22 protein-coding genes and 1 pseudogene are annotated in these 22,199 nt (G+C 68.1%); 4 read left to right on the forward strand and 19 right to left on the reverse strand.

The genetic code is table 11. The features are described from left to right. From can to R0D99_RS16975, 4 genes are all read right to left on the reverse strand, one after another. Positions 1-690 (reverse strand): carbonate dehydratase, encoded by a 690-nt coding sequence (gene can, locus R0D99_RS16960; protein ID WP_317749337.1) that lies wholly within the window; start codon positions 688-690, stop codon positions 1-3. A gap of 36 nt (positions 691-726) precedes the next feature. Continuing rightward, entirely contained in the window at positions 727-1,908 is a 1,182-nt protein-coding gene (locus R0D99_RS16965; RefSeq protein WP_317749338.1) for an isovaleryl-CoA dehydrogenase, read from the reverse strand. A gap of 164 nt (positions 1,909-2,072) precedes the next feature. Next, a complete protein-coding gene (locus R0D99_RS16970; protein WP_317749339.1) occupies positions 2,073-2,516 on the reverse strand; it encodes a PaaI family thioesterase in 444 nt (147 codons plus the stop codon). 38 nt (positions 2,517-2,554) lie between these two features. Then, positions 2,555-2,971 carry a MerR family DNA-binding transcriptional regulator gene (locus tag R0D99_RS16975; RefSeq protein ID WP_317749340.1) on the reverse strand — a complete coding sequence of 139 codons (417 nt, stop codon included), beginning with the start codon at positions 2,969-2,971 and terminating at the stop codon, positions 2,555-2,557. A 126-nt stretch (positions 2,972-3,097) separates the two neighbouring features. On the opposite strand from R0D99_RS16975, the gene R0D99_RS16980 reads away from it, so the two are divergent. The 3 genes from R0D99_RS16980 to R0D99_RS16990 all read left to right on the forward strand — a co-directional run bounded on the left by R0D99_RS16980 (position 3,098) and on the right by R0D99_RS16990 (position 6,342). Continuing rightward, the gene (locus tag R0D99_RS16980) at positions 3,098-4,165 is read left to right on the forward strand and encodes an MBL fold metallo-hydrolase (RefSeq protein WP_317749341.1); all 1,068 of its coding nucleotides are present in this window, start codon (positions 3,098-3,100) and stop codon (positions 4,163-4,165) included. 23 nt (positions 4,166-4,188) lie between these two features. Beyond that, positions 4,189-5,487: a protein kinase gene (locus R0D99_RS16985; protein ID WP_317749342.1), complete on the forward strand. Its 1,299-nt coding sequence runs from the start codon at positions 4,189-4,191 to the stop codon at positions 5,485-5,487. 81 nt (positions 5,488-5,568) lie between these two features. After that, positions 5,569-6,342: an SDR family oxidoreductase gene (locus R0D99_RS16990; protein ID WP_317749343.1), complete on the forward strand. Its 774-nt coding sequence runs from the start codon at positions 5,569-5,571 to the stop codon at positions 6,340-6,342. A gap of 14 nt (positions 6,343-6,356) precedes the next feature. On the opposite strand, the gene R0D99_RS16995 is transcribed toward R0D99_RS16990, so the two are convergent. The 15 genes and pseudogenes from R0D99_RS16995 to R0D99_RS17065 all read right to left on the reverse strand — a co-directional run bounded on the left by R0D99_RS16995 (position 6,357) and on the right by R0D99_RS17065 (position 20,846). Further along, positions 6,357-7,451 (reverse strand): DUF2855 family protein, encoded by a 1,095-nt coding sequence (locus R0D99_RS16995; RefSeq protein WP_317749344.1) that lies wholly within the window; start codon positions 7,449-7,451, stop codon positions 6,357-6,359. 279 nt (positions 7,452-7,730) lie between these two features. Next, the gene (locus R0D99_RS17000) at positions 7,731-8,675 is read right to left on the reverse strand and encodes a SprT family zinc-dependent metalloprotease (RefSeq protein ID WP_317749345.1); all 945 of its coding nucleotides are present in this window, start codon (positions 8,673-8,675) and stop codon (positions 7,731-7,733) included. 8 nt (positions 8,676-8,683) lie between these two features. Further along, positions 8,684-9,460 (reverse strand): lysophospholipid acyltransferase family protein, encoded by a 777-nt coding sequence (locus R0D99_RS17005; protein WP_317751154.1) that lies wholly within the window; start codon positions 9,458-9,460, stop codon positions 8,684-8,686. 71 nt (positions 9,461-9,531) lie between these two features. Further along, entirely contained in the window at positions 9,532-10,140 is a 609-nt protein-coding gene (gene gmhB, locus R0D99_RS17010; RefSeq protein ID WP_317749346.1) for a D-glycero-beta-D-manno-heptose 1,7-bisphosphate 7-phosphatase, read from the reverse strand. A gap of 7 nt (positions 10,141-10,147) precedes the next feature. Further along, entirely contained in the window at positions 10,148-10,795 is a 648-nt protein-coding gene (locus R0D99_RS17015; protein ID WP_317749347.1) for a hypothetical protein, read from the reverse strand. Between the two features lie 139 nt (positions 10,796-10,934). After that, positions 10,935-13,071: pseudogene (gene glyS / locus R0D99_RS17020) on the reverse strand (glycine--tRNA ligase subunit beta). Then, complete coding sequence (locus R0D99_RS17025) at positions 13,068-13,511, reverse strand: type II toxin-antitoxin system VapC family toxin (RefSeq protein ID WP_317749348.1); 444 nt, start codon at positions 13,509-13,511, stop codon at positions 13,068-13,070. The pseudogene glyS and the gene R0D99_RS17025 overlap by 4 nt, the downstream one beginning before the upstream one ends. A gap of 16 nt (positions 13,512-13,527) precedes the next feature. Beyond that, positions 13,528-13,809 (reverse strand): AbrB/MazE/SpoVT family DNA-binding domain-containing protein, encoded by a 282-nt coding sequence (locus R0D99_RS17030; RefSeq protein WP_317749349.1) that lies wholly within the window; start codon positions 13,807-13,809, stop codon positions 13,528-13,530. A 42-nt stretch (positions 13,810-13,851) separates the two neighbouring features. Then, positions 13,852-14,757 carry a glycine--tRNA ligase subunit alpha gene (glyQ, locus tag R0D99_RS17035; RefSeq protein ID WP_317749350.1) on the reverse strand — a complete coding sequence of 302 codons (906 nt, stop codon included), beginning with the start codon at positions 14,755-14,757 and terminating at the stop codon, positions 13,852-13,854. Between the two features lie 265 nt (positions 14,758-15,022). Next, entirely contained in the window at positions 15,023-16,243 is a 1,221-nt protein-coding gene (gene fabB / locus R0D99_RS17040; protein ID WP_317749351.1) for a beta-ketoacyl-ACP synthase I, read from the reverse strand. Next, positions 16,240-16,764, reverse strand: coding sequence for a bifunctional 3-hydroxydecanoyl-ACP dehydratase/trans-2-decenoyl-ACP isomerase (gene fabA, locus R0D99_RS17045; protein WP_317749352.1), 525 nt, complete (start codon positions 16,762-16,764; stop codon positions 16,240-16,242). Before fabA ends, fabB begins: the two co-directional genes overlap by 4 nt. A gap of 73 nt (positions 16,765-16,837) precedes the next feature. Beyond that, the gene (gene lnt / locus R0D99_RS17050; protein ID WP_317749353.1) at positions 16,838-18,415 is read right to left on the reverse strand and encodes an apolipoprotein N-acyltransferase; all 1,578 of its coding nucleotides are present in this window, start codon (positions 18,413-18,415) and stop codon (positions 16,838-16,840) included. A gap of 32 nt (positions 18,416-18,447) precedes the next feature. Continuing rightward, positions 18,448-19,341 (reverse strand): HlyC/CorC family transporter, encoded by an 894-nt coding sequence (locus R0D99_RS17055; RefSeq protein ID WP_317749354.1) that lies wholly within the window; start codon positions 19,339-19,341, stop codon positions 18,448-18,450. Positions 19,342-19,456: 115 nt separating this feature from the next. Then, positions 19,457-20,155: a GNAT family N-acetyltransferase gene (locus R0D99_RS17060; protein ID WP_317749355.1), complete on the reverse strand. Its 699-nt coding sequence runs from the start codon at positions 20,153-20,155 to the stop codon at positions 19,457-19,459. 211 nt (positions 20,156-20,366) lie between these two features. Then, on the reverse strand, positions 20,367-20,846 hold the full coding sequence (locus R0D99_RS17065; RefSeq protein ID WP_317749356.1) for an Lrp/AsnC family transcriptional regulator: 480 nt from the start codon (positions 20,844-20,846) through the stop codon (positions 20,367-20,369). Positions 20,847-21,033: 187 nt separating this feature from the next. Here R0D99_RS17065 and hppD point away from each other — a divergent pair, with 187 nt between their 5' ends. Then, positions 21,034-22,176: a 4-hydroxyphenylpyruvate dioxygenase gene (gene hppD / locus R0D99_RS17070; RefSeq protein ID WP_317749357.1), complete on the forward strand. Its 1,143-nt coding sequence runs from the start codon at positions 21,034-21,036 to the stop codon at positions 22,174-22,176. Positions 22,177-22,199: the final 23 nt, after the last annotated feature.

The raw sequence follows: 22,199 nt of genomic DNA on the forward strand, positions 1-22,199 counted from the left end.
CTACAGAGGCAGGTCGCTCGAACCCGGCTTGGCATCGGGCGAGCGGGGGTAGCGCTTGATGGCGGTGCGGAACACCTCCACCACCTCGTCGGGGTTCTTCATGGTCACGCCCAGGTTCTTCACCAAGCCATCCTTCAACCCGTAGCACCAGCCGTGCACGGCCAGCGGCTGGCCGCGCTTCCAGGCGTCCTGCACCACGTTGGACTGCGCCACGTTGCCGACCTGCTCAATCACGTTCATCTCGCACAGCGTGTCTTCCTGCGCGGTGCCGCACAGGTGCATCAGGCGGCCGCGGTGACGCATCTTCACGTCGTGCACGTGGCGCAACCAGTTGTCGGCCAGGCCCACGCGCTTGTCGTGCAGCGCGGCCAGCACACCGCCGCAGCCGTAATGGCCCACCACCATGATGTGCTCCACTTTCAGCACATCGACGGCGAACTGGATCACGGACAGCGCGTTCAGGTCAGAGTGCACCACCACGTTGGCCACGTTGCGGTGCACGAACACCTCGCCCGGCGCCAGGCCGATCACCTGGTTGGCCGGCACGCGGCTGTCCGAACAGCCGATCCACAGGTATTTGGGCGACTGCTGCGCCGACAGCTGCTGAAAGAAACCCGGCTGGTCGCGCTCAACCCGCTCGGCCCAGGCGCGGTTGTTGTCGATGAGGTGTTGGAGCGATGAAAAAGGCATGGCAACGATCTTATCGACAGCCGATGACAGGGCGGCTTACATCGTCTCGGCGAACAACTCCCGCCCGATCAGCATGCGGCGAATCTCCGACGTGCCGGCGCCAATCTCATACAGCTTGGCATCGCGCCACAGGCGCCCCAGCGGGTATTCGTTGATGTAGCCGTTGCCGCCGAACAGCTGGATGCCGTCGCCGGCCATCTTGGTGGCCATTTCGGCCGTCCACAGGATGACGCTGGCGCAGTCCTTGCGCACCTGGCGCACGTGGGCGGCGCCCAGCGCGTCCAAGTTCTTGCCGATGGTGTAGAGAAAGGCGCGGCCGGCCTGCAGCACGGTGTACATATCCGCCACCTTGCCCTGCACCAGCTGGAATTCGCCGATGCTCTGGCCGAACTGCTTGCGGTCGTGGATGTAGGGGATGACGTTGTCCATCACCGCCTGCATGATGCCGATGGGGCCGCCGGCCAGCACCGCACGTTCGTAGTCCAGGCCGCTCATCAGCACCTTGGCGCCCTGGTTCAGGCCGCCGAGGATGTTGGCCTCGGGCACTTCCACGTTATCAAACACCATCTCACCGGTGTGGCTGCCGCGCATGCCCAGCTTGTCGAGCTTTTGCGCGGTGGAAAAGCCCTTCATGCCTTTTTCAACGATGAAGGCGGTGACGCCACGCGCGCCCAGTTCGGGCTCGGTCTTGGCATAGACCACCATGGTGTCGGCATCGGGGCCGTTGGTGATCCACATCTTGGTGCCGTTCAGCAGGTAGTAGCCGCCCTTGTCTTCGGCCTTGAGCTTCATGCTGATGACGTCGCTGCCCGCGCCCGGCTCGCTCATGGCGAGGGCGCCCACGTGCTGACCGCTGACCAGCTTGGGCAAATACTTGGCCTTTTGCGCGTCGCTGCCGTTGCGCTTGATCTGGTTTACGCACAGGTTGCTGTGCGCGCCGTAGCTCAGGCCAATCGACGCGCTGGCGCGGCTGATTTCTTCCATGGCGATCATGTGCGCCAGATAGCCCATGTTGCTGCCGCCGTATTCCTCGGGCACGGTGATGCCCAGCACACCCAGCTCGCCCATCTTGGGCCACAGGTCCATCGGGAACTGGTCGCTCTTGTCGACCTCGGCGGCGCGCGGGGCGATCTCGGCCTGCGCGAAGTCACGCACGGCGTCGCGCAGCGCGTCGATGTCTTCACCAAGCTGGAAGTTCAGGCCGGGCAGGTTGCTCATGTTCTTGTCTCCTAATAAAAAGTCAAATATTTGATCGGTCAAGCGGCCGCGGAGCAGGCCATGCCAGTGAACGCCGTGCACGGACCTGCGCCGGGCACTGGCGTTGTCCCCCATGCGCAGCAAAGGGGGGGAAGGCGCAAAGCGACTCAGGGGGGGTCATTTTCTCAATACGTTTTGGGTACCGGCACCAGGGTCTGCTGCATCAGCGCGCACGGCCCTTCCTTGCCATCATCGTCCACGTGCGTGACCTCGGCGGTGGTGACGATCAGGCGCTTGCCGGGCTTGACCACGCGGCCAATGGCACGGAGCGCGCCGCCCTGGTAGCTGCCCAGAAAGTTGATCTTGTATTCGGCGGTGACCACTTCCATGCCCTCGGGCGCGAGCGTCAGCCCCGCATAGCCGCCCGCGATGTCGGCCACCGCGCCCATGGCGCCGCCGTGAAAACCGTCCTGCTGCTGCGTCACCTTGTCGGAATAGGGCAGCCAGATCTCGACCAACCCGGGCTCGACGCGGCGCAATTGCGCGCCCAAGTGCTGCATCATCCCCTGGCGGGCAAAGCTGTCGGCTACGCGCGCGTGCAGGGCCTGGGGGTCGGCGGGCTTGTTCATGGCTGAACCCTGGATTGTGATTGACGTTTACGTAAACGTCAATTGGACTTTGACTTTTTGGCCGCCGGGCGGTTGACGCGCGCCAGCAAGGTGCGCGCTTCCTTCTCATGCTCGCTGATCTCGCTCAGCGTGGCCTGCAGCTCGGCCAGTTGCGCCTCCAGCTGGGCGCGGTGCTGGCTCAGCACTTCCAGGAACTTGCGCAGCTGCGGACCGGTGTCGCGCGGGCTGTCGTACATATCGATCAGCGCCTTGGCCTCGTGCAGCGACAGGCCCAGTCGCTTGGCGCGCAGGGTCAGCTTCAGGCGCGTGCGGTCGCGGCTGCTGTACACGCGCTGGCGACCGCCCGGGCCGGAGCGCGCCGGCTCCAGCAGGCCCATGTCTTCATAGAAGCGCATGGCGCGCGGCGTCAGGTCGAATTCGCGCGCCAGGTCGCTGATGGAATAGGTGGTGGCCATGAGGCGAACAATGGCTGTCGCGCACGTACAGGCACGGCGCGCGGCTCCTTCATAGAATGGGCTGCAAGGTTGACGTTTACGTCAATCGCCAAGCATCCTACCGCACCGCCGCCAAAGCACAAGCCCATGTCGATTGCCGCCGAACTGGAACGCGCCCTGCACTACCCGCTGGCCGATGAACTGCCGCCGCGCGGTGGCGCGATCACGCTGGCGCCGGGCGTGAAGTGGCTGCGCATGCAGCTGCCGTTTGCGCTGGACCACATCAACCTGTGGCTGCTGCGCGACCGCATCGATGGCCGCGACGGCTGGACGGTGGTGGACACCTGCATCGACCACCCACAGTCGCGCGCCGACTGGGAGGCCATCTTCGCCGCCGAGCTGGACGGCCTGCCCATTCTGCGCGTGCTCGTCACCCACATGCACCCCGACCACGTGGGCCTGGCCCACTGGCTGTGCGAGCGCTGGAACGCCCCGCTGTGGATGAGCGCCACCGACTACCAGGCCGCGCGCTACGCCTGCCAGGTGGTCAACAGCTTTGGCGGCGACCGGCTGGCCGACTACTTTCAAAGCCACGGCATGACGGATGCGGGCGACCTGGACCAGATTCGCCACCGCAAAAGCTATTACCGCGGCCTGGTGCCGGCCATGCCGCCCAGCTATGCGCGGCTGATGAACGGCCGCAGCGTGACGATAGGCGGCCAGGCGTGGCGCTGCATCGCCGGCTACGGCCACGCGCCGGAGCACATGGCGCTGTATTGCGAGGCGGCGGGCATCCTCATCAGCGGCGACATGGTGCTGCCGCGCATCTCGACCAACGTCAGCGTGTACGAGATGGAGCCCGAGGCCGACGCGCTGACGCTGTTCCTCGATTCCATCGACCGCTTTCTGCCGCTGCCGGCCGACACGCTGGTGCTGCCTTCGCACGGCAAGCCCTTCACCGGCCTGCACACGCGCATCCAGCAGTTGCACGACCACCACCGCGACCGCCTGGCCGAGGTGATGGACGCGGCGCGCGACCAACCCGTCAGCGCCTGCGACGTGCTGCCCGTGCTGTTCAAGCGCCCGCTCGACCTGCACCAGACCACCTTTGCGCTGGGCGAGGCGGTGGCGCACCTGCACCGCCTGTGGCATGCCGGACAACTGAAGCGCGTGCGGGGTGACGATGGCATCTGGCGCTTCATGCCGGCGCGTTGAAATCCTGTTTTGATAGCACGATAGTGGGACTGGCTGTGGGCGAAAGCCTCGACACGCGCGAAATCCGGCTGACCGGCCGGGGCTTGACGCAACTGCCGCCCGAGGTGTTCGAGCATGCCGACACACTGGAGCTGCTCGACGTCTCGGGCAACCAGCTCGACGCGCTGCCCGACGACCTGCAACGCTTCCAACGCCTGCGCATCCTGTTCGCCTCCAGCAACCGCTTCACCGCACTGCCGCGCGTGCTGGGCGCCTGCCCGCGGCTGGCGATGGTGGGCTTCAAGAGCAACGCGATTGCCGACGTGCCGGCCGAAGCCCTGCCGCCGCGCCTGCGCTGGCTGATCCTGACCGACAACGCCATCGACGCGCTGCCGGCGGCCATCGGTCAGCGGCCGCAGTTGCAGAAGCTGATGCTGGCCGGCAACCGGCTGACCATGCTGCCCGACAGCCTGCAGGACGCGCCCGCGCTGGAGCTGCTGCGCATCGCCGCCAACCGCTTCGACCGGCTGCCCGGCTGGCTGCCCGCCCTGCCGCGCCTGGCCTGGCTGGCCTGGGGAGGCAACCCGGCGACGGCGGCGCGCGAATCGGCGGTGCTGCAGGGCAGCGAAAGCTCTGCCATCGACGCGCACGCCTTGGATATGGGCGAGCGCCTGGGCGAAGGTGCGTCGGGCGTGATCCACGCTGCGCGCTGGCGTCGCGGCGATGCGGACGAAACGCCCGTGGCCCTCAAGCGCTTCAAGGGCCAGGTGACCAGCGACGGCTGGCCGCACAGTGAGATGGCCGCCAGCCTGGCCGCTGGCCGGCACGACGGGCTGATCCCCGTGCACGGCCCGCTGCGCCAGCCGCCCCAGGCCGCGCCCGCGCTGGTGCTGGGCCGCGTGCCACCGCATTTCACGCCCATGGCCGCGCCGCCCAGCTTCGACAGCTGCACGCGCGACGTGTATTGGCCGCAGATGCGGCTGGGCGCGGGCGACGTCGCCGCGCTGGCGCAGCGCGTGGCGGGTGCGATGGCGCAACTGCACGCGCGCGGGCTGGTGCATGGCGACCTGTACGCGCACAACCTGCTGTGGGACGGCGGCCGCACGGCGCTGCTGGGCGATTTTGGCGCGGCCTCGTTCCTGCCCGCGGCGCAGCCCGCGCTGCACGCCGCCTTGCGCGCGCTGGATCTGCGGGCGTTCGGCGTGTTGCTGGGCGAATGGCTGGCGCGCGCCGATGGCGCGGCGCCGGATGTGCTGGCCCGCTGGCGCGACACCTGCCTGGACGGCAGCGCGGAGGCGGCGGGCGGCTTTGACGCCATCGCGCATGAACTATCAAAAACATAGCTTTATGCGCTTGCCAGACAAGCGCCAGCGGCATATTAGGCAAGAATTTTTTCCACACCCTCATCGACAGGAGACCGCCGCATGAACATCGACCAGCTCTTTTCCCTGCAGGGCCGCAGCGCCCTCATCACCGGCGGCTCGCGCGGCATCGGCCGCATGATGGCCGAGGGCTTTCTGCGCGCCGGCGCGCGCGTCTACATCTCGGCGCGCAAGGCCGACGCCTGCGACGCGACCGCGCGCGAACTGTTGGCCATCGGCCCCTGCGTGTCGCTGCCGGCCGACGTGTCCACGCTGGAAGGCGTGCAGCAACTGGTGGCCGCGTACCAGCAGCATGAGAAGTCGCTCGACATCCTGGTCAACAACGCCGGTGCGGCCTGGGGCGCGGCGTACGACGAGTTCCCCGAAAGCGGCTGGGACAAGGTGGTCGACCTGAACATGAAGACGCCCTTCTTCCTGACGCAGGCGCTGACGCCTCTGCTCAAGGCCGCCGCCACCGACCACCTGGCCAAGGTGATCAACATCGCGTCGATCGACGGTGTGTCGAACAACCCGCAGGAAACCTATTCGTACCAGGCCAGCAAAGCCGGCCTGATTCACCTGACGCGCCGCATGGCGCTCAAGCTGGCGCCCGAACGCATCGCCGTCAGCGCCATCGCGCCCGGCGCCTTTGCCTCGACCATGAACAAGGACGCGCGCGACCACGCCGACGAAGTGGCGCAGCGTATTCCGGCCGGCCGCATCGGCACGCCGGAAGACATGGCCGGCGCCGCCATCTACCTGGCGTCGCGCGCGGGCGACTACGTGACGGGCGCGACGCTGGTGGTGGACGGCGGCGTGACCTGGGCGCGCGGCTGAGGCGAGCTGCGCCCTCAATCGCCCGCCAGGCTCACCATCTGCCCCACGCGCGGGTCCATGCGCCCGCCCAGCACCTGCGCGTAGGCGGCCTGCGCGGCGGCCGGGCCTTGGGCATGGGCCGGCTGCACCCAGCCGTGGCTTTGGGCCGCGGCCAGAAAGCCCTGCCACGCGCCGACCATGCGCTCGGCCAGCACGGCGCGGCCCCATTCGGTCGACCGCTTCTTGCTCTGCGCCGGGGCAAAGAACAGCGTGGCGCGCGGGCCGGGCAAGTCCTTGGCGCCGCCCAGTTCGGTGACGTGCGCGCCGCCCACCGAGCAGCTGTAGCGCAACGCCTGAAAGTGCTCATGCACGCGCCGGCGCAGCGCGGCGTTGCCGGCGAAGTCGATGTAGACGCAGGGCGTGGCGGGGTCCAGCGATTCCAGCGCGTCATACGTCAGCACGCGGTGGTAGCTGCCGAGCGACTGGCAGAACGGCGCGTTGGCCGCCGAGGTGAGGCCGATGACCTCGATGCCCGCGCGCTGCGACAGGCACCACGCCGTGGCATACGCCGTCTTGCTGGACGCGCTGGACAGCAGCAGCGTGCGCGCGCCAAAAAAGTCGTTGTCGGCCATGAAGTCGTCGATCAGCCACGACGTGGCGAACAGCGGGCGCAGCAGCGCCTGCAGGTCTTCGGTGTCGGCGCGGTAGAACGGGTCGGCGCCGGTGCGCTCGTACTGGTTGTAGACGGCGGGCAGCGGTGCGCGGTGCGCCGCGCCATCGGTCCAGCCGGCGGGCATGACGCGCGTGGGCGTGAGCACGGCGTGGCTGGCCATCGGCCAGTAGCCGTACAGGCGCTCGTCCACCGGCACGTCGGCACAGCCCGATTCCACAACCGTGCCGAAGCCCCACACCGGCACCGTGCCCCAGTCCGCACCGTCGCCCTGCACGGGGTAGAAGTCCCAGTAGTGCATGGCGTCGCCAAAGGCGGCGTAGGTGATGTTGTTGGCCGTGAGCGCAAAGCGGTCGACGCGCACGCGCACCTGGCCGGGTGCCAGCGGCGCGTCGGGCACTTCGCGCACGCGCGTGGTGGCCAGCTGGTTTTTATGGACGAGCAGTTCGGTGGTGGGCATGGCAAGGTGGGGGGGATGCGCGCGCGGCGGCGATGCGGGGATTCTGATGGAAGGGCGCGCGGGGGCCTGTCACCTTGGAACCAGCCAGGAGTAAAGTTGCATCGCTGCGCGAGCTGTGCGTTGCGTGCCGATCCGCCTCGCCACGCATCGTCATTCCCGCAAAGGCGGGAATCCAAGGGCGTTCACGACAGGGCGCATCTGATCACGGACGCATGGATTCCTGCCTTCGCGGGAATGACAACTCCAACGGCACGCACTCAGTGCCGCCGTAGCGCCACTTCACCAACGCGGCACCGCTTCGTCGCGCAACTGGCCGCGCCGCTCGGCGTAGTCGGGCAGCACGCTTTCCACGTGCTGCCAGAAGCGCGGGCTGTGGTTCATCTCGCGCAGGTGGGCCAGCTCGTGCACCACCACATAGTCGATCACCGATTCACGAAAGTGGATCAGCCGCCAGTTCAGGCGGATCGAGCCGTCGGCGCTGGCGCTGCCCCAGCGCGTGCCGGCCGACGACAGACTCATGCGCTGCCAGCGCACCCCCAGTTGCGGCGCAAAGTGGTCCAGCCGCGCGGTGAACACGCGGCGCGCCTGGCGCATCAGCCAGGCCTGCGTGGTATCGCGCCATTGCTCAGGCGTGGCGGTGTGCGGCAGGCCGACGTGCAGGGCCAGCCGCGGCGCGTCGGGCGCGTCGGGCGCGTCGGGCGCGTCGGCATCGGATTCGACCAGCACCGCGCCGCCGCGGCCGTGGCGCTGGCGCGGGTCCAGCACCAAGGTCACCGACTGGCCCAGAAAAGGCAGCGTGGCGCCGGGCTTCCATTCGATGCGGTTGGACTCGATGCGCTGATGCCGCTCGCGCGCCTCGCCCAGCTTGGCGACGATCCAGCGCTCTTTTTCGCGCAGCGCGGCTTCGACTTCGTGTACCGGCGTCCAGCGTGGCGCACGCACGCTCAAGCCCTCGGCACCGACCGTAAAACCGATGGTGCGCCGCTGGCCGCGCCGAAATTCGTAGTGCACCCGCGCATGCGCGAAGTGGATGGCGCGGTTGGCGCGCGGGTGGGCGAAATGGGCTGGCGCGAGCGCATCGTTCAACAGCACCGCAGGCTCGTTTGCTATTGATTGAGTAGCTGCTTGCGTTTGTTCAGCAAGCGCTGGAGGCGTTTTTTCTTCAGAGGGATGGGCGGCCGGCGCGACGCCGAACAGGTCCAGCACCAGCTGCCGCATGGCCATGCGCGGCCTCAGTCCTCGCCGGGCTTCAGGCGCGACAGCCGCGCCTCGCCGGTGGGGTAGGCCTCGGGGTCCAGACGCAGCATCTCGGCCTCGATCCAGGCTTCGACTTCGCGCATCAGCTCATCCGGCTTGCGGCCCACGCTGGGAATGGCCGGGCCGATGGAGATGTCGACGATGCCCGGCTGCTTGACGAACGCCTTGCGCGGCCAGCATTTGGCGCTGGTGACGGCGATGGGGATCACCGGCGCGCCGCATTCGATGGCCAGCCGCGTGCCGCCCGAGCGGTACTTGCCCTTTTCGCCGCGCGGGATGCGCGTGCCTTCGGGGAACATGATGATCCACACGCCCTCGGCCAGCAGGCGCCGGCCCTGGCTGACGACCTTGGCGAAGGCCTCGCTGCGCTTGCTGCGGTCGATGTGGATCATGTCGAGCCGCGCCATGGCCCAGCCGAAGAACGGGATGTAGAGCAGCTCGCGCTTGAAGACGTAGGCCAGCGGGTGCGGCATGAGCGCGGGCATGCTGAACGTTTCCCACGTGGACTGGTGCTTGACCAGCAGCACGGCCGGCGCCTTCTCGCCGACGGGCAGGTTTTCCATGCCGGTGACGCGGTTGCGGATGCCCAGGATCCAGCCGCCCGCCCACACCGCGCAGCGCAGCCAGCCGGCGCACATCCAGTACAGCCGCGTGCTGCTGACGAAGGGCGAGGCGATCAGCACCGCCAGCGCCCACGGTACGACGGTGACGGCCATCCACAGCAAGTGCAGCACCGAGCGAATCAGGTTCATGGTGGTTTCGGCTTCGAGCGCCTGCGGGGCAAGCGTCAACAGCTACATATTCTATAGCTTCAGGCGGGTGGTCAAGGCGCGGCTGGCAGCGCCGCGTCGGGTTCGGCGCGGCCGCCGGCCGGCTGCGCGGCGGCCTCGGCGTCGGCGATGAAGGCGGTGGCAAAGGCGGCCAGATCGTCGTGCACGCGCGTGCCGGGCGGGTAGTCGGGCGGCAGCGCGCCGACCGGTGGCGCACCCTTGCCGGTGCGCACCAGGTGCGGGATGCAGCCGGCGGCGGCCGCGGCCTGCGCGTCGCGCACGCTGTCGCCCACGGCATGCACCTGGCGCAGATCGACCTTGTAGCGCTCGCCAATCTGCTGGAACAGGCCGGGCAGCGGCTTGCGGCAGGTGCAGCCGTCGTCGGGCGTGTGGGGACAGTAGAAGATCGCCTCGACCCGCCCGCCGACGGCGGCCAGCTGCTTGTTCATTCGCGCGTGGATGGCGTTGAGCGTGGCCGTGTCGAACAGCCCGCGCCCCAGCCCCGGCAGGTTGGCCGCGATCACCACGTGGTAGCCCGCGTGGTTGAGCCGGGCAATGGCGTCCAGCGCGCCGGGCAGCGCCTCCCACTCGTCGGGCGACTGGATGTAGCCTTCGCGCTCGACGCAGAGTGTGCCGTCGCGGTCGACGATGACGAGTTTCATGCGGACATTATCGGCCTGGCGCCGGGCCGGGCGCGGCGTCGGCGCGCGGCGCGGCGGGCGCGTCCGAGCCGGTCACCACCTCGCCCCACAGGCGCCCGCGCGCGCGTTGCAGCGTCAGCACGTGGCCGCGCGGCAGCGCCCGCGCGTCGGCGCCTTCCAGCAGCACGCGGCGTGGCGTGTCGTCGCCCTGCAGTTGCAGCAGCGCCAGCGCGCCGCCCGGGCCGCGCTCGCTGCTGGGCTGGGGGCGCGCCTCCAGCACGCGCGCGCTGACCGGCGGCAGCGACGTGCGCAGCGCGCCGTTGGTATGGCGCAGCAGCAGGCCCACGGCCAGCGCGGCCCACAGGCCGATCCACAGCGCCGCCGCCCACGGCCTGACGCGCGCCCAGCCCAGGCGCCGGACCAGCCACCGCGCCAGCAAGGCGCCGCCAACCACCACCCCCAGCGCGGCCAGCACCGGCCAGCTGGCCTGCCAGATCAGCGCCTGGACAGCCGCATCGGCATCGGCCGCGCCTGCGCCGCCCACGCGCGCCGCCACCAGCGGCTGCGCGGACGGCCAGCGCTCGGCCAGCGTGGTCAGCATGACGTGCAGCGCCGTCACGGCGAACGGCGGCGCGAACAGCAGCCAGGCGCTGCGGGTGGTGGCGTTGGCGCTCATGTTCTTGGGGCCATGGCGCCGCCGCGCGCCGCCCACGGCCGCGCAGCAGGCCATCCCAGCGGCCGCCGTGGAACGGGCTTGGCCCGGCCACGGGCGGCGTCGCCCTGGGGGGAAGCCGCGAAGCGGCTCAGGGGGAGCGTCATGCAGCGAGGCGTGACAGGTCGGCCACGCGGTTCATCGCCTGGTGCAGCGTCTTCAGCAGGCCCAGGCGGTTGAGCCGCACGTCGGTCTGCTCGGCGTTGACCATGACGTCGTCGAAGAAGGCGTCGACCGGCGCGCGCAGGGCGCTCAGCGTCTGCAGCGACGCGGTGTAGTCACCGGCGTCGAACTGCGCGTTGGCGCCGGGCACGGTCTGCTGCATGGCGTCGTACAGCGCGCGCTCGGCGCCGTCGGTCAGCAGGGCGGGGTTGACGTGGGCATCCACCGCGCCTTCGGCTTCGGCCTTTTTCAGGATGTTGCCGATGCGCTTGTTGGCCGCCGCCAGCGCGGGCGCTTCGGGCAGCCGGGCGAAGGCGCGCACGGCGTCGAGCGCCTTGGGCATCTCGCCCCACATCGGGCGCGCGGCGATCACGGCATCGGCTTCCTGCGCGCTGTAGCCCTGGTCGCGCAGGTAGGTGGCCACGCGCTCGTGGATGAAGGTCAGCAACTGTTCGTTGCTCTTGGCCGCGTCGGGCAGCAGCGCACCAAAACGCTGCGCCGCCGAGCCGAGCAGTTCGGTCAGGTTCAGCGGCAGCTTCTTTTCGACCAGCATGCGGATCACGCCCAGCGCGTGGCGACGCAGCGCAAACGGGTCCTTGTCGCCCGTCGGCAGGTTGCCAATGCCGAACATGCCGACCAGCGTTTCCAGCTTGTCGGCCAGCGCCACCACCGTGCCCACCTGGCCACGCGGCAGCTCGTCGCCGGCAAAACGCGGCTTGTAGTGGTCTTCGATAGCGAAGGCGATGTCTTCGGTCAGGCCGTCGTGGCGCGCGTAGTAGCCGCCCATCACGCCTTGCAGCTCGGGAAATTCGCCCACCATGTCGGTCAGCAGGTCGGCCTTGGCCAGCGCCGCCGCCTGGTCGGCCTTGTCGGCCAGCAGGGCGTCTTTCAGCTGCTCGCCGATGGCGCGCGCGATGGCGCGCACGCGCTCGGTGCGCTCGCCTTGCGTGCCCAGCTTGTTGTGATAGACCACCTTGGCCAGTTGCGGCACGCGCGATTCGAGCGTCTTCTTGCGGTCCTGGTCGAAGAAGAACTTGGCGTCGGCCAGGCGCGGGCGCACCACGCGCTCGTTGCCTTCGATGACCGCGCTGGCGTCCTTGGGGCTGATGTTGCTGACGATGAGGAACTGGTGGGTCAGCTTGCCGGCCGCGTCAAGCAGCGGAAAGTACTTCTGGTTGGCCTTCATGGTGAGGATCAGGCACTCTTGCGGCACGGCCAGAAACTCGGGCTCGAACTGGCACACCAGCACGTTGGGGCGCTCGACCAGCGCTGTGACCTCGTCCAGAAGCGCTTCATCTTCGATAGCGCGCAGCCCTTGTCCAGCCCGCGCAGCCGCCGCTTCAAGCTGCGAAACGATGGCGGCGCGCCGCTCGTCGAAGCTGGCGATGACAGCGCCTTTGTCGCGCAGCGTGTCGGCGTAGCGGTCGGCGTCGACGATGGCGATGGGATCGGCCACGGCCTCGAAGCGGTGGCCGTGCGTGGCGCGGCCGGCCTGCAGGCCCAGCGCCGTCACCGGCACCACGCTGCTGCCGTGCAGCGCCACCAGCCCGTGCGCCGGGCGCACGAACTGCACGCTGTCCCAGCCGGGCAGCGGCGTGCCTTCCTGCAGCTGGTAGGTCATGACCTTGGGGATGGGCAGCTTGCCGATCGCCTCGTTCAAGGCTTTCTGCAGGCCGGTGTCCAGCGTCGCGCCGGTGATCAGCGTGTCGAGAAACAGCGCCTCGGCCTTGCCGTCCAGGGCGCGCTGAAGCTGCGGCACCACCGACGGGTCGGCCCCCACAGCCTGCAGCTTCTTGAGCAAGGCGGGCGTGGGCTGGCCGGCGGCGTCCAACGCCACGCTCACGGGCATCAGCTTCTGCTGCACCGTGCGGTCGGCCGCCTTGGCCGCCACCTGCGTGATGTGCGCGGCCAGCCGGCGCGGGCTGGCGTAGGGCGTAACGACCGAGTCGGCGGCCGTGAGGCCCTGGGCCTTGAGCTGCTCGAACAGCGTGGCGGCAAAGGCCTCGCCCAGCTTTTTCAGCGCTTTGGGGGGGCAGTTCTTCGACGAAGAGTTCGACAAGGAGGTTGGGGGTAGTCATGCGATCTTGAATCCGAAATCCACGGGGTAAACGCCCAGGCCGCGTGCGGCATCCTGCATCACCCCATCCAGTGTGGCGATTTCGGTGCAACCCAGGCGACGCGCGGCGGCCAGATGCAAGGCATCGGGACCGCGCAATTTGCTGTCGGCCTGCGCGCACAGATCGGCGGCCAGGTCGAAGTCTTCGGTCAGCAGCGGTTCGGCGTAGGCAGTCAACAACAGGCGGCGCCCGGTGTGCAGCGCCACCGAGGCTTCCTGCGCGTTCAACTGGCGGCTGCGCTGCTTGATTGAAATGGCGTTGGCCAACTCGGTACGAACCCAGGGTGTGACGATGAGTGGTTGGTGCGCACCGGTGCGATACCAGCCCAGGAGGCATTCTGTTTCCGGCTCTGGGCAAATCAGCGCCATCAAAACGCTGGTATCGAGGTAAATGTGGGCCACGGTCGCTACGGCTTCTTCAATAGCCTTGATCGCGCATGAAGCGCACCACCGAACGGCCCATCGGCAAGTTGCGGTGCAGCGCCTCCAGCTCGGCCACCATCTGCTCGCGCGTAGGCGCGGGCGGCCCGGCATCGGCTGGCGACAGTTCCAGTCGCCCGGCCTCGGACACGCGCGCTTGCAAGGCGCTGCCTTCTTCCACGCCCAGCCGGCGCGCCAATTCCGCCGGCAGGCGCACCGCCAGGCTGTTGCCCCAGCGGCCGACGCTCAGCTCCAGCCTGGTCAGGTCGTTCGCGCCCATGGTGTGATCCTTGATGTAGATACGTGTATCTACATTATGCGCTCAGGCCGCTTTTTTCTCCATCTGCGCCACCCATTCGGCCGGCGCCATCGGAAAGCCCAGGCGCTCGCGCGATTCGTAATAGCTTTGCGCCACGGCGCGCGCCAGGTTGCGGATGCGGCCGATGTAGGCGGCGCGTTCGGTCACGCTGATGGACCCGCGCGCGTCCAGCAGGTTGAAGGTGTGCGCGGCCTTCAGCACCTGCTCGTAGGCGGGCAGCGCCAGTTGCTGCTCCATCAGGTGCTTGGCCTGCTTTTCGTGCGCGTTGAAGGCGGTGAACAGGAAGTCAGCGTCCGAATGCTCGAAGTTGTAGGCGCTCTGCTCCTGCTCGTTCTGCAGGTACACGTCGCCATAGGTCAGCCCTTCGGTCCAGGTCAGGTTGTAGACGTTGTCCACGCCCTGCAGGTACATGGCCAGGCGCTCCAGGCCGTAGGTGATTTCGCCGGTGGCGGGCCGGCAGTCGATGCCGCCGACCTGCTGGAAGTAGGTGAACTGCGTGACTTCCATGCCGTTTAGCCACACCTCCCAGCCCAGGCCCCAGGCGCCGAGCGTGGGATTCTCCCAATCGTCCTCGACAAAGCGGATGTCGTTCTTCTTCAGATCGAAGCCCAGCGCTTCGAGCGAGCCCAGGTACAGCTCCAGGATGTTGGCCGGCGCGGGTTTCAGCACCACCTGGTACTGGTAGTAGTGCTGCAGGCGGTTGGGGTTTTCGCCGTAGCGGCCGTCCTTCGGGCGGCGGCTGGGCTGCACGTAGGCGGCCTTCCACGGCTCGGGGCCGATCGCGCGCAGGAAGGTGGCGGTGTGCGAGGTGCCGGCGCCCACTTCCATGTCGTACGGCTGCAGAAGCGCGCAGCCCTGCGCGTCCCAGTACTGCTGGAGCTTGAGGATGATTTGCTGGAAGGTGAGCATGTCGGCGCCTGCGGACGAAACCGACCATTTTACGTGCAGGTAAAGGCGATTGAAAACGGCGTCGCCCTTGCGCGGCAAGCGTACGACGCTATGGTTTTAGAAGTTTTCTAGAACGCAAAAGGCGCGAAGATGGCAAAAGCCGCAGAAGCTATCTCCAGCAAGACTTCTGCGGGTTTTGCGAGACCTTTGCGCTCTTTGCGTTCAAAAAGATTCACCACCAAATTCGAACGCAGCGCCCGCGCAATCAGCGGTTGCAGCTATGAATTCAGGAGTCAAGCCTGCGCAGCACCAGGCTGGCGTTGGTACCACCAAAGCCGAAGCTGTTGGACAGCACGGTGCGCAGCTCGGCATCGCGCGTCTGCGTCACCAGCGGCATGCCGCCCAGCGCCGGGTCGGGCGTGTCGACGTTGACCGAGCCGGCGATGAAGCCCTTTTGCAGCATGATGAGGCAGTAGATCGCCTCCTGCACGCCGGTGGCGCCCAGCGAATGGCCGGTGAGCGACTTGGTGGACGAGAACGGCGGCACGCGGTCGCCAAACAGCGCCTGCATGGCGCGCACTTCCTGCATGTCGCCCACGGGGGTCGAGGTGCCGTGCGTGTTGATGTAGTCGACGCCGCCGTCGATGCCCTCCAGCGCCTGCTTCATGCACGCGATGGCGCCGTCGCCCGAGGGGGCGACCATGTCCTCGCCGTCACTGGTGGCGCCAAAGCCGACCACCTCGGCCAGGATGGTGGCACCGCGCGCCTGCGCGTGGGCCAGCGATTCAAGCACCACCGCGCCACCGCCGCCGGCAATGACAAAGCCGTCGCGGTTCGCGTCGTAGGCGCGCGAGGCTTTTTCGGGCGTCTCGTTGTACTTGGCCGACATGGCGCCCATGCCGTCGAACAGCAGCGCCATGCCCCAGCTCAATTCCTCGCCGCCGCCGGCAAACATCACGTCCTGGTTGCCCCAGGCGATCTGCTGCGCCGCCGCGCCGATGCAGTGCGCCGACGTGCTGCACGCCGAGGTGATCGAATAGTTGATGCCGCGCACCTTGAAGTTGGTGGCCAGGCAGGCCGACACGGTGCTGCTCATGCAGCGCGTGACCTGGTAGGGTCCCACGCGGCGGATGCCTTTTTCGCGCAGCGTGTCGGCGGCCTCGATCTGGTTGGCCGGCGAGCCGCCGCCCGATCCCATGATGAGGCCGGTGCGCGGGTGGCTGACCTGTTCAGGCGTCAGGCCCGACTGCTGGATCGCGTCTTCCAGTGCGATCTGCGCGTAGGCCGCCGCATCGCCCATGAAGCGCAGCTGCTTGCGGTCGATGCGCGATTCGATGTCGATGTCGGGCTTGCCGCCGACCTGGCTGCGCAGGCCCAGCTGCGTGAATTCGGGGATGGCGCGAATGCCGCTGCGCCCTTCGCGCAGCGACTGCTCCACCGTCTGCAGGTCGTTGCCGATGCACGAGACGATGCCCGCGCCGGTGATCACCACACGTTGCCGGGTCATGCTGCGCTTTCCTGGCCGTCGCCTTCGCGCAGGAACAGACCCACGCGCAGGTCGTTGGCCACGTAGATTTCCTTGCCGTCGGCCAGCAGGCGCGCGTCGCCGATGGCCATGTTCAGCTTGCGCTTGATGACGCGCTTGATGTCGATTTCGTAGCGCACCCGCTTCACGTCGGGGCCGACCTCGCCGGTGAACTTGACCTCGCCCGCGCCCAGCGCGCGCCCGCGCCCGGGCAGGCGCAGCCAGGTCAGGTAAAAGCCGATCAGCTGCCACATGGCGTCCAGCCCCAGGCAGCCGGGCATCACCGGGTCGCCCTGGAAGTGGCAGGCGAAGAACCACAGGTCGGGCTTCACGTCCAGCTCGGCCTCGATGCGGCCCAGCCCGTGGGCGCCGCCATCGCCGTCGATGTGCGTGATGCGGTCGAACATCAGCATCGGCGGCAGCGGCAGGCGGCCCGCGTCGGGGCCGAACAGGCGTCCTTCGCCCGAGGCAATGAGTTGGTCGTAGGAAAAGGATTCGGCCATGGGGCCGATTGTGCCTTAAGCCCTTTGCCGCACCGCCGGATTGGCCGCCGCGTGGGGCGCGTTGGCGGCCGCGTCAGTGGCGGCGCGCGAGCAACCGCAGGCCGCCCAACAGCAGCACGCAAGCGATCCACAGCGGCCACAAGCCCGCCAGCGCCGCCCAGCGCGCAAACGGCGTGACGTGCGTGCGGCCCTCAAACTGGCCCTGCAGCACGCCGCGCGTCAGGCGCGGCAGCAGGTGCGTCACCTGACCGCGGTGGTCGATGATGGCGGTGGCGCCGGTGTTGGTGGCGCGCAGCATGGGGCGCTCGAACTCCAGCGCGCGCATGCGGCTGATGGCCAGATGCTGGTCGATCGCGACGCTGTCGCCAAACCAGGCGATGTTGCTGACGTTGACGAAGGCCGTGGGCGCGCTGGCCGGGTCGGCAAAGCGCGCCGCCAGTTCTTCGCCAAACAAGTCTTCGTAGCAGACGTTGGGCGCCAGGCGCTGGCCCTGCCATTCAAACGACGGCTGGCCCAGCCCGCCGCGCGCGAAGTCGCCCAGCGGAATGTTCATCATGCGCACGAACCACTTGAACAGCGGCGGGATGAATTCGCCAAACGGCACCAGGTGGTGCTTGTCGTAGCGGTAGGGCACGGCCTGCCCCGGCTTCAGCCCGACCACCGAATTGGTGTAGCCCGTCTCCATGTCGCCCAGCGGCACGCCCAGCAGCGCCGCCTGGCCGGGCTGGGCAAAGCGTTCGGTCAGTGCCTGCCAGTAGCCTTCGGGCAGCTGGCGCGGCAGCAGCGGGATGGCGGTTTCGGGGCCGACGATCAGCGGCGCGCGGTTGGCCTGCAACTGCTCGCCGTACCAGGTGAGCGAATCGACCACGCCGGTGCCGGGCACGAACTTCTCGTCTTGCGGGATGTTGCCCTGCATCAGCGCGACCTGCGTCACCAGTGGCCGGTGGCCCGACGGCGGCGTGTGGCACAGGTTGACGTCGCAAAAACGCCAGCCCCACAGCGCCCCGCCCACGCCCAGCACCACCAGCATGGCAACCCACGTGCGCGGCCGGCGCCAGCGCACCTGCGGCGCCAGGGCAATCAGCGCCGCCAGCGCCGCCGCCACGAAGCCGATGCCGTACACGCCCACGTAGCGCGCCAGAAAGGCCAGCACGCCGTCGACGTGCGCGTAGCCGCCCGCACCCCACGGAAAGCCCGTCAGCCACTGCCCGCGCGCCAGCTCGGCCAGCGTCCAGCACGCGGCAAAGCCCAGCGCCGACCCCACCGGCCGCGCGGCCAGCCCCTGCGACAAGGCGACGAAGGCCGCGCCCGCCAGCGCGTAGTACAGCGCCAGAAACCCCGCCAGCGCCAGCACCGCCGCCGCGGCCAGCGCCGCGTTCAGCCCGCCGTAGGTGTGCATCGAGATGAACAGCCACCAGAACGTGCCCGCCAGCCACGCCAGCGCAAACAGCCACGACGGCAGCAGCGCGCGCCGCCACGCCGCGCCCGAATCAGCACCCACCTGCACCAGCCGCCACGCCAGCCACGACAGGCTCAGCACCTGCAGCCAGCCGTGCGGCTGCCCGGTCCACGGGTCGGCGATGGCGCATGCCTGCGCCAGCCCCGCCAACACGGCGGCGGGCGCAGAGGCCAGCCAGCGGGTCAGGCGCATCGATCGGGCATGGGCAAAACAGCGGCGCGCCGTCAGAGCGCGGCGTCCGCGCTGCGCGACACCTTGAACCAGCGCACCGCGCCGCCCTTGGTGTGCAGCACGTGAAAGTCCAGCCCGCCCAGGCTGAAGCGCTCGCCGCGCTTGGGCACGTGGCCCATTTCGTGGGCGATCAGGCCGCCGATGGTGTCGAAATCGACGTCCAGGTCGCCGTCGGGGTTGGCGCCCAGCACCACGCCGAAGGATTCGTTGACGCGCTCCAGCGGCGTGTCGCCCGCCACGCGCCAGGTGTTGTCGGCCAGGGCAAAGATGTCGCCCTCGTCGCCTTCGTCGATGTCGAATTCGTCCTCGATCTCGCCGACGATCTGCTCCAGCACGTCCTCGATGGTGATGAGGCCTGCCGTGCGGCCGAATTCGTCCACCACCATGGCAAGGTGGTTGCGGTTGACGCGAAACGAGCGCAGCAGGTCGCTCAAGCCCTTGCTTTCGGGCACGAACATGGGCGGGCGCAGCAGCGTGCGGATGTTGAGCTGCGGCGCGCGCTGCAGCTTGAGCAGGTCCTTGGCCAGCAGGATGCCGATGATGTTCTCGCGCTCGCCCTGGTAGACCGGAAAGCGCGAATGCGCGGTGCGGATCACCTCCAGCAGCATCTGCTCGTAGGGCGCGTCGATGTCCAGCAGGTCCATGCGCGGGGCCGCCACCATGGCGTCGCCCGCGGTCATGTCGGCCAGGCGCAGCACGCCTTCCAGCATGACGCGGCTTTCGGCGTCGATGACCTCGTTGTCCTCGGCCTCGGCCAGGGTTTCGATCAACTCGTCGGTCGAATCGGGGCCGGGCTTGATGAACTCGACCAGCTTCTGGAACAGGCTGCGCTTGTCTTCGCGCTCGGCAGGGCGCTCGCCGGAGCGCGCGGGGTGGGGGTCAGCCACGATCTGGGGTGCAGGACGTGCGGTAGTTGTGTCAGGCGGCAAGGATAGCCCAACCGTACACCGGCCCGCGTCGGACGGCGCCGCGGGCGATGACGTGTCCGTCAAAGTCAGGCGCTCAGTTGCCCGTGCGGCGGCGGCCTTCGCGCACCGCTTCGCGCACTTCCTGCGCGGTGGCCAGCAGTTCGCGCACCGCGCTGGCCTCGGTCTTCAGCCAGTAGTCGACGTGGCCGACCTGGTCGGCCAGCAATTCGCCCACGCGGGTCGAAAAGCTGGCTTCCGGCAGGCTCAGGTGAGCCTCGCTCTCGCTGCCCGATCGCTCGATCACCGCGCCGGCATTGCGCGCAATGCGCAGCATGGCGGTGTTTTCGCTCAGGGCGTGGATGTACAGCGTCTTCACGCCATCGTTGACGGCGTGCATGGCGGCGCGCTCGAACAGGCGCGCGCCGTAGCCGCGGCCGCGCGCATGGCGCGACACCGAGACGCCGAATTCGGCAAAGCCGGCCTGCGTCATGTCCACCGGGTAGGCCAGATGGGCCATGGCGATCAGTTCCAGCTTGCGGTTGAAGATGCCGAACACCTGGTCGCGCGAGAAGTCGAGCCGGTCGACGTACTGGCGGATCTGGCGGTCGTTGGCGGCGTAGCCAAAGCGCAGGTAGCGGTCGTGCTCGTCCAGCGCGATCAGGTGGCGCGCGATCTGCTCGCGGTAGCGGGCGCCGATCTCGCGGATCGGCACCAGGGCGACATGCCGGGGCGAACGCACCGGCCGACGCGAGGCCGACGGGCCTGCCGTGGGGGTTTGAGTGGGCGTTTCCATACATCCATAGTAGGGCCGCCTGCCTAGAGAGAAAACTCCAATCGGCTCAAAAATGCTGCATTGCGGCATCATCCTACGCATTACTTCACGCCGGGCCCGGAAGGGGCGTTGCCCGGCGCGCACAGCGGTGCCAGCACATGCTTCGGCGAATTGCTACTTAATCAGTAGCTGAAAGCGCCCTATCTATAAGCGCACAGGGCCAAAAACACGGTCAAACCGGCAGCGCCGTGGTGGTCTTCACCGCGTCGATGACAAAGCTGCTCTTGCAGTCCTGCACCGAAGGGTGGCGCAGCAGGGTGTCCATCATGAAACGTGAGTACGCACTCATGTCGTGCACCACCAGACGCAACAAAAAATCCATTTCGCCGGTCAGCGCCACACAGTCCACCACCTCGGGCCAGGTCTGCACGCTGGCGCGAAATTCGTCCATCGGGTTGCGCTTGGCGTGCTCGGCGCGCTTTTCCAGCCGAACGTTGACATAGGCCGTCAATCCCAGCCCCACGGCACGCGGGTTCAACAGGGCCACATAGCGGTCCACAACGCCCGCTTCTTCCAGTTTTTTGATGCGCCGCAACACGGCGCTGGCCGACAGGCCGATGCGCGCGCCGATGGCCTCGTGCGTCTCACGCGCGTCGGCCTGCAGGCAGGCCAGGATGGCGCGGTCCAGGCGATCAAGCAGGGCTTGGGTCATGGTGGCGCAGCATAGCAGGCGCACCCTGCAGACGTTGCACACAAATTTTGTGCATTTCCATGATTTAGCCAATGAAATATGCGCAAGATGGCGCTTTGCGCCGGCAAGACGCCGTGAAACATCGCCCAAAGCGCCCTACAGTGTCAGGTTTCGGCCTCGCGCCACCCACAACAGAGGAGACAACGCCATGCCCGCCACCGCCGCCACCGCCGCGACCTGGGACAACCCCATGGGCACCGACGGCTTCGAGTTCATTGAATACGCCGCACCCGACCCCGCCGCCATGGGCGCGCTGTTCGAGCGCATGGGCTTTGCCGCCGTGGCCAGGCACCGCCGCAAGAACGTGACGCTGTACCGCCAGGGCGAGATCAACTTCATCATCAACGCCGAGCCCGACAGCTTTGCCCAGCGCTTTGCCAAACTGCACGGCCCCAGCATCTGCGCGATTGCCTTTCGTGTGCAGGACGCCAAGGCCGCCTACGAGCGCGCGCTGAGCCTGGGCGCCTGGGCGTATGCGGGCCAGGCCGGCGCGGGCGAGCTGAACATCCCCGCCATCAAGGGCATTGGCGACTCCATCATCTACCTGATCGACCGCTGGCGCGGCAAGGACGGCGCCCAGGAGGGCGACATCGGCAACATCGGCTTCTACGATGTCGACTTCGAGCCGCTGCCCGGCGTGCGCGGCGCCGGCGCCATCAGCCCCGAAGGCTATGGCATGACCGTGATCGACCACCTGACGCACAACGTGCACAAGGGCCGCATGGCCGAATGGGCCGAGTTCTACGAGCGGCTGTTCAACTTCCGCGAAGTGCGCTACTTCGACATCGAGGGCCAGGCTACCGGCGTCAAGAGCAAGGCCATGACCAGCCCCTGCGGCAAGATCCGCATCCCCATCAACGAAGAGGGCAACGACCAGAAGGGCCAGATCCAGGAATACCTGGACAGCTACGCCGGCGAGGGCGTGCAGCACATCGCGCTGGCCACCCGCAACCTGTACGACACGGTGGACCAGTTGCAGATGGCGGGCGTCAAGCTGCTGAACACCAGCGAGACCTATTACGAGCTGCTGCCCAAGCGCATCCCCGGCCTGCAGGAGCCGATTGGCGAGCTGCAGTCGCGCAACATCCTGGTTGACGGCGCGCCGGGCGAGTTGCTGCTGCAGATCTTCAGCGAAAACCAGCTCGGCCCCATCTTCTTCGAGTTCATCCAGCGCAAGGGCAACGAAGGCTTTGGCGAAGGCAACTTCAAGGCGCTGTTCGAGACCATGGAGCTGGACCAGATGCGCCGCGGGGTGTTGAAGCCGGCGGGCACCGACGCCGCCGAAAAATAGGTCAAAACGGGCTGCTGCGCTGG

The sequence above is a fragment of the Ottowia sp. SB7-C50 genome (assembly GCF_033110285.1).
Taxonomy (GTDB): Bacteria; Pseudomonadota; Gammaproteobacteria; order Burkholderiales; family Burkholderiaceae_C; genus Ottowia.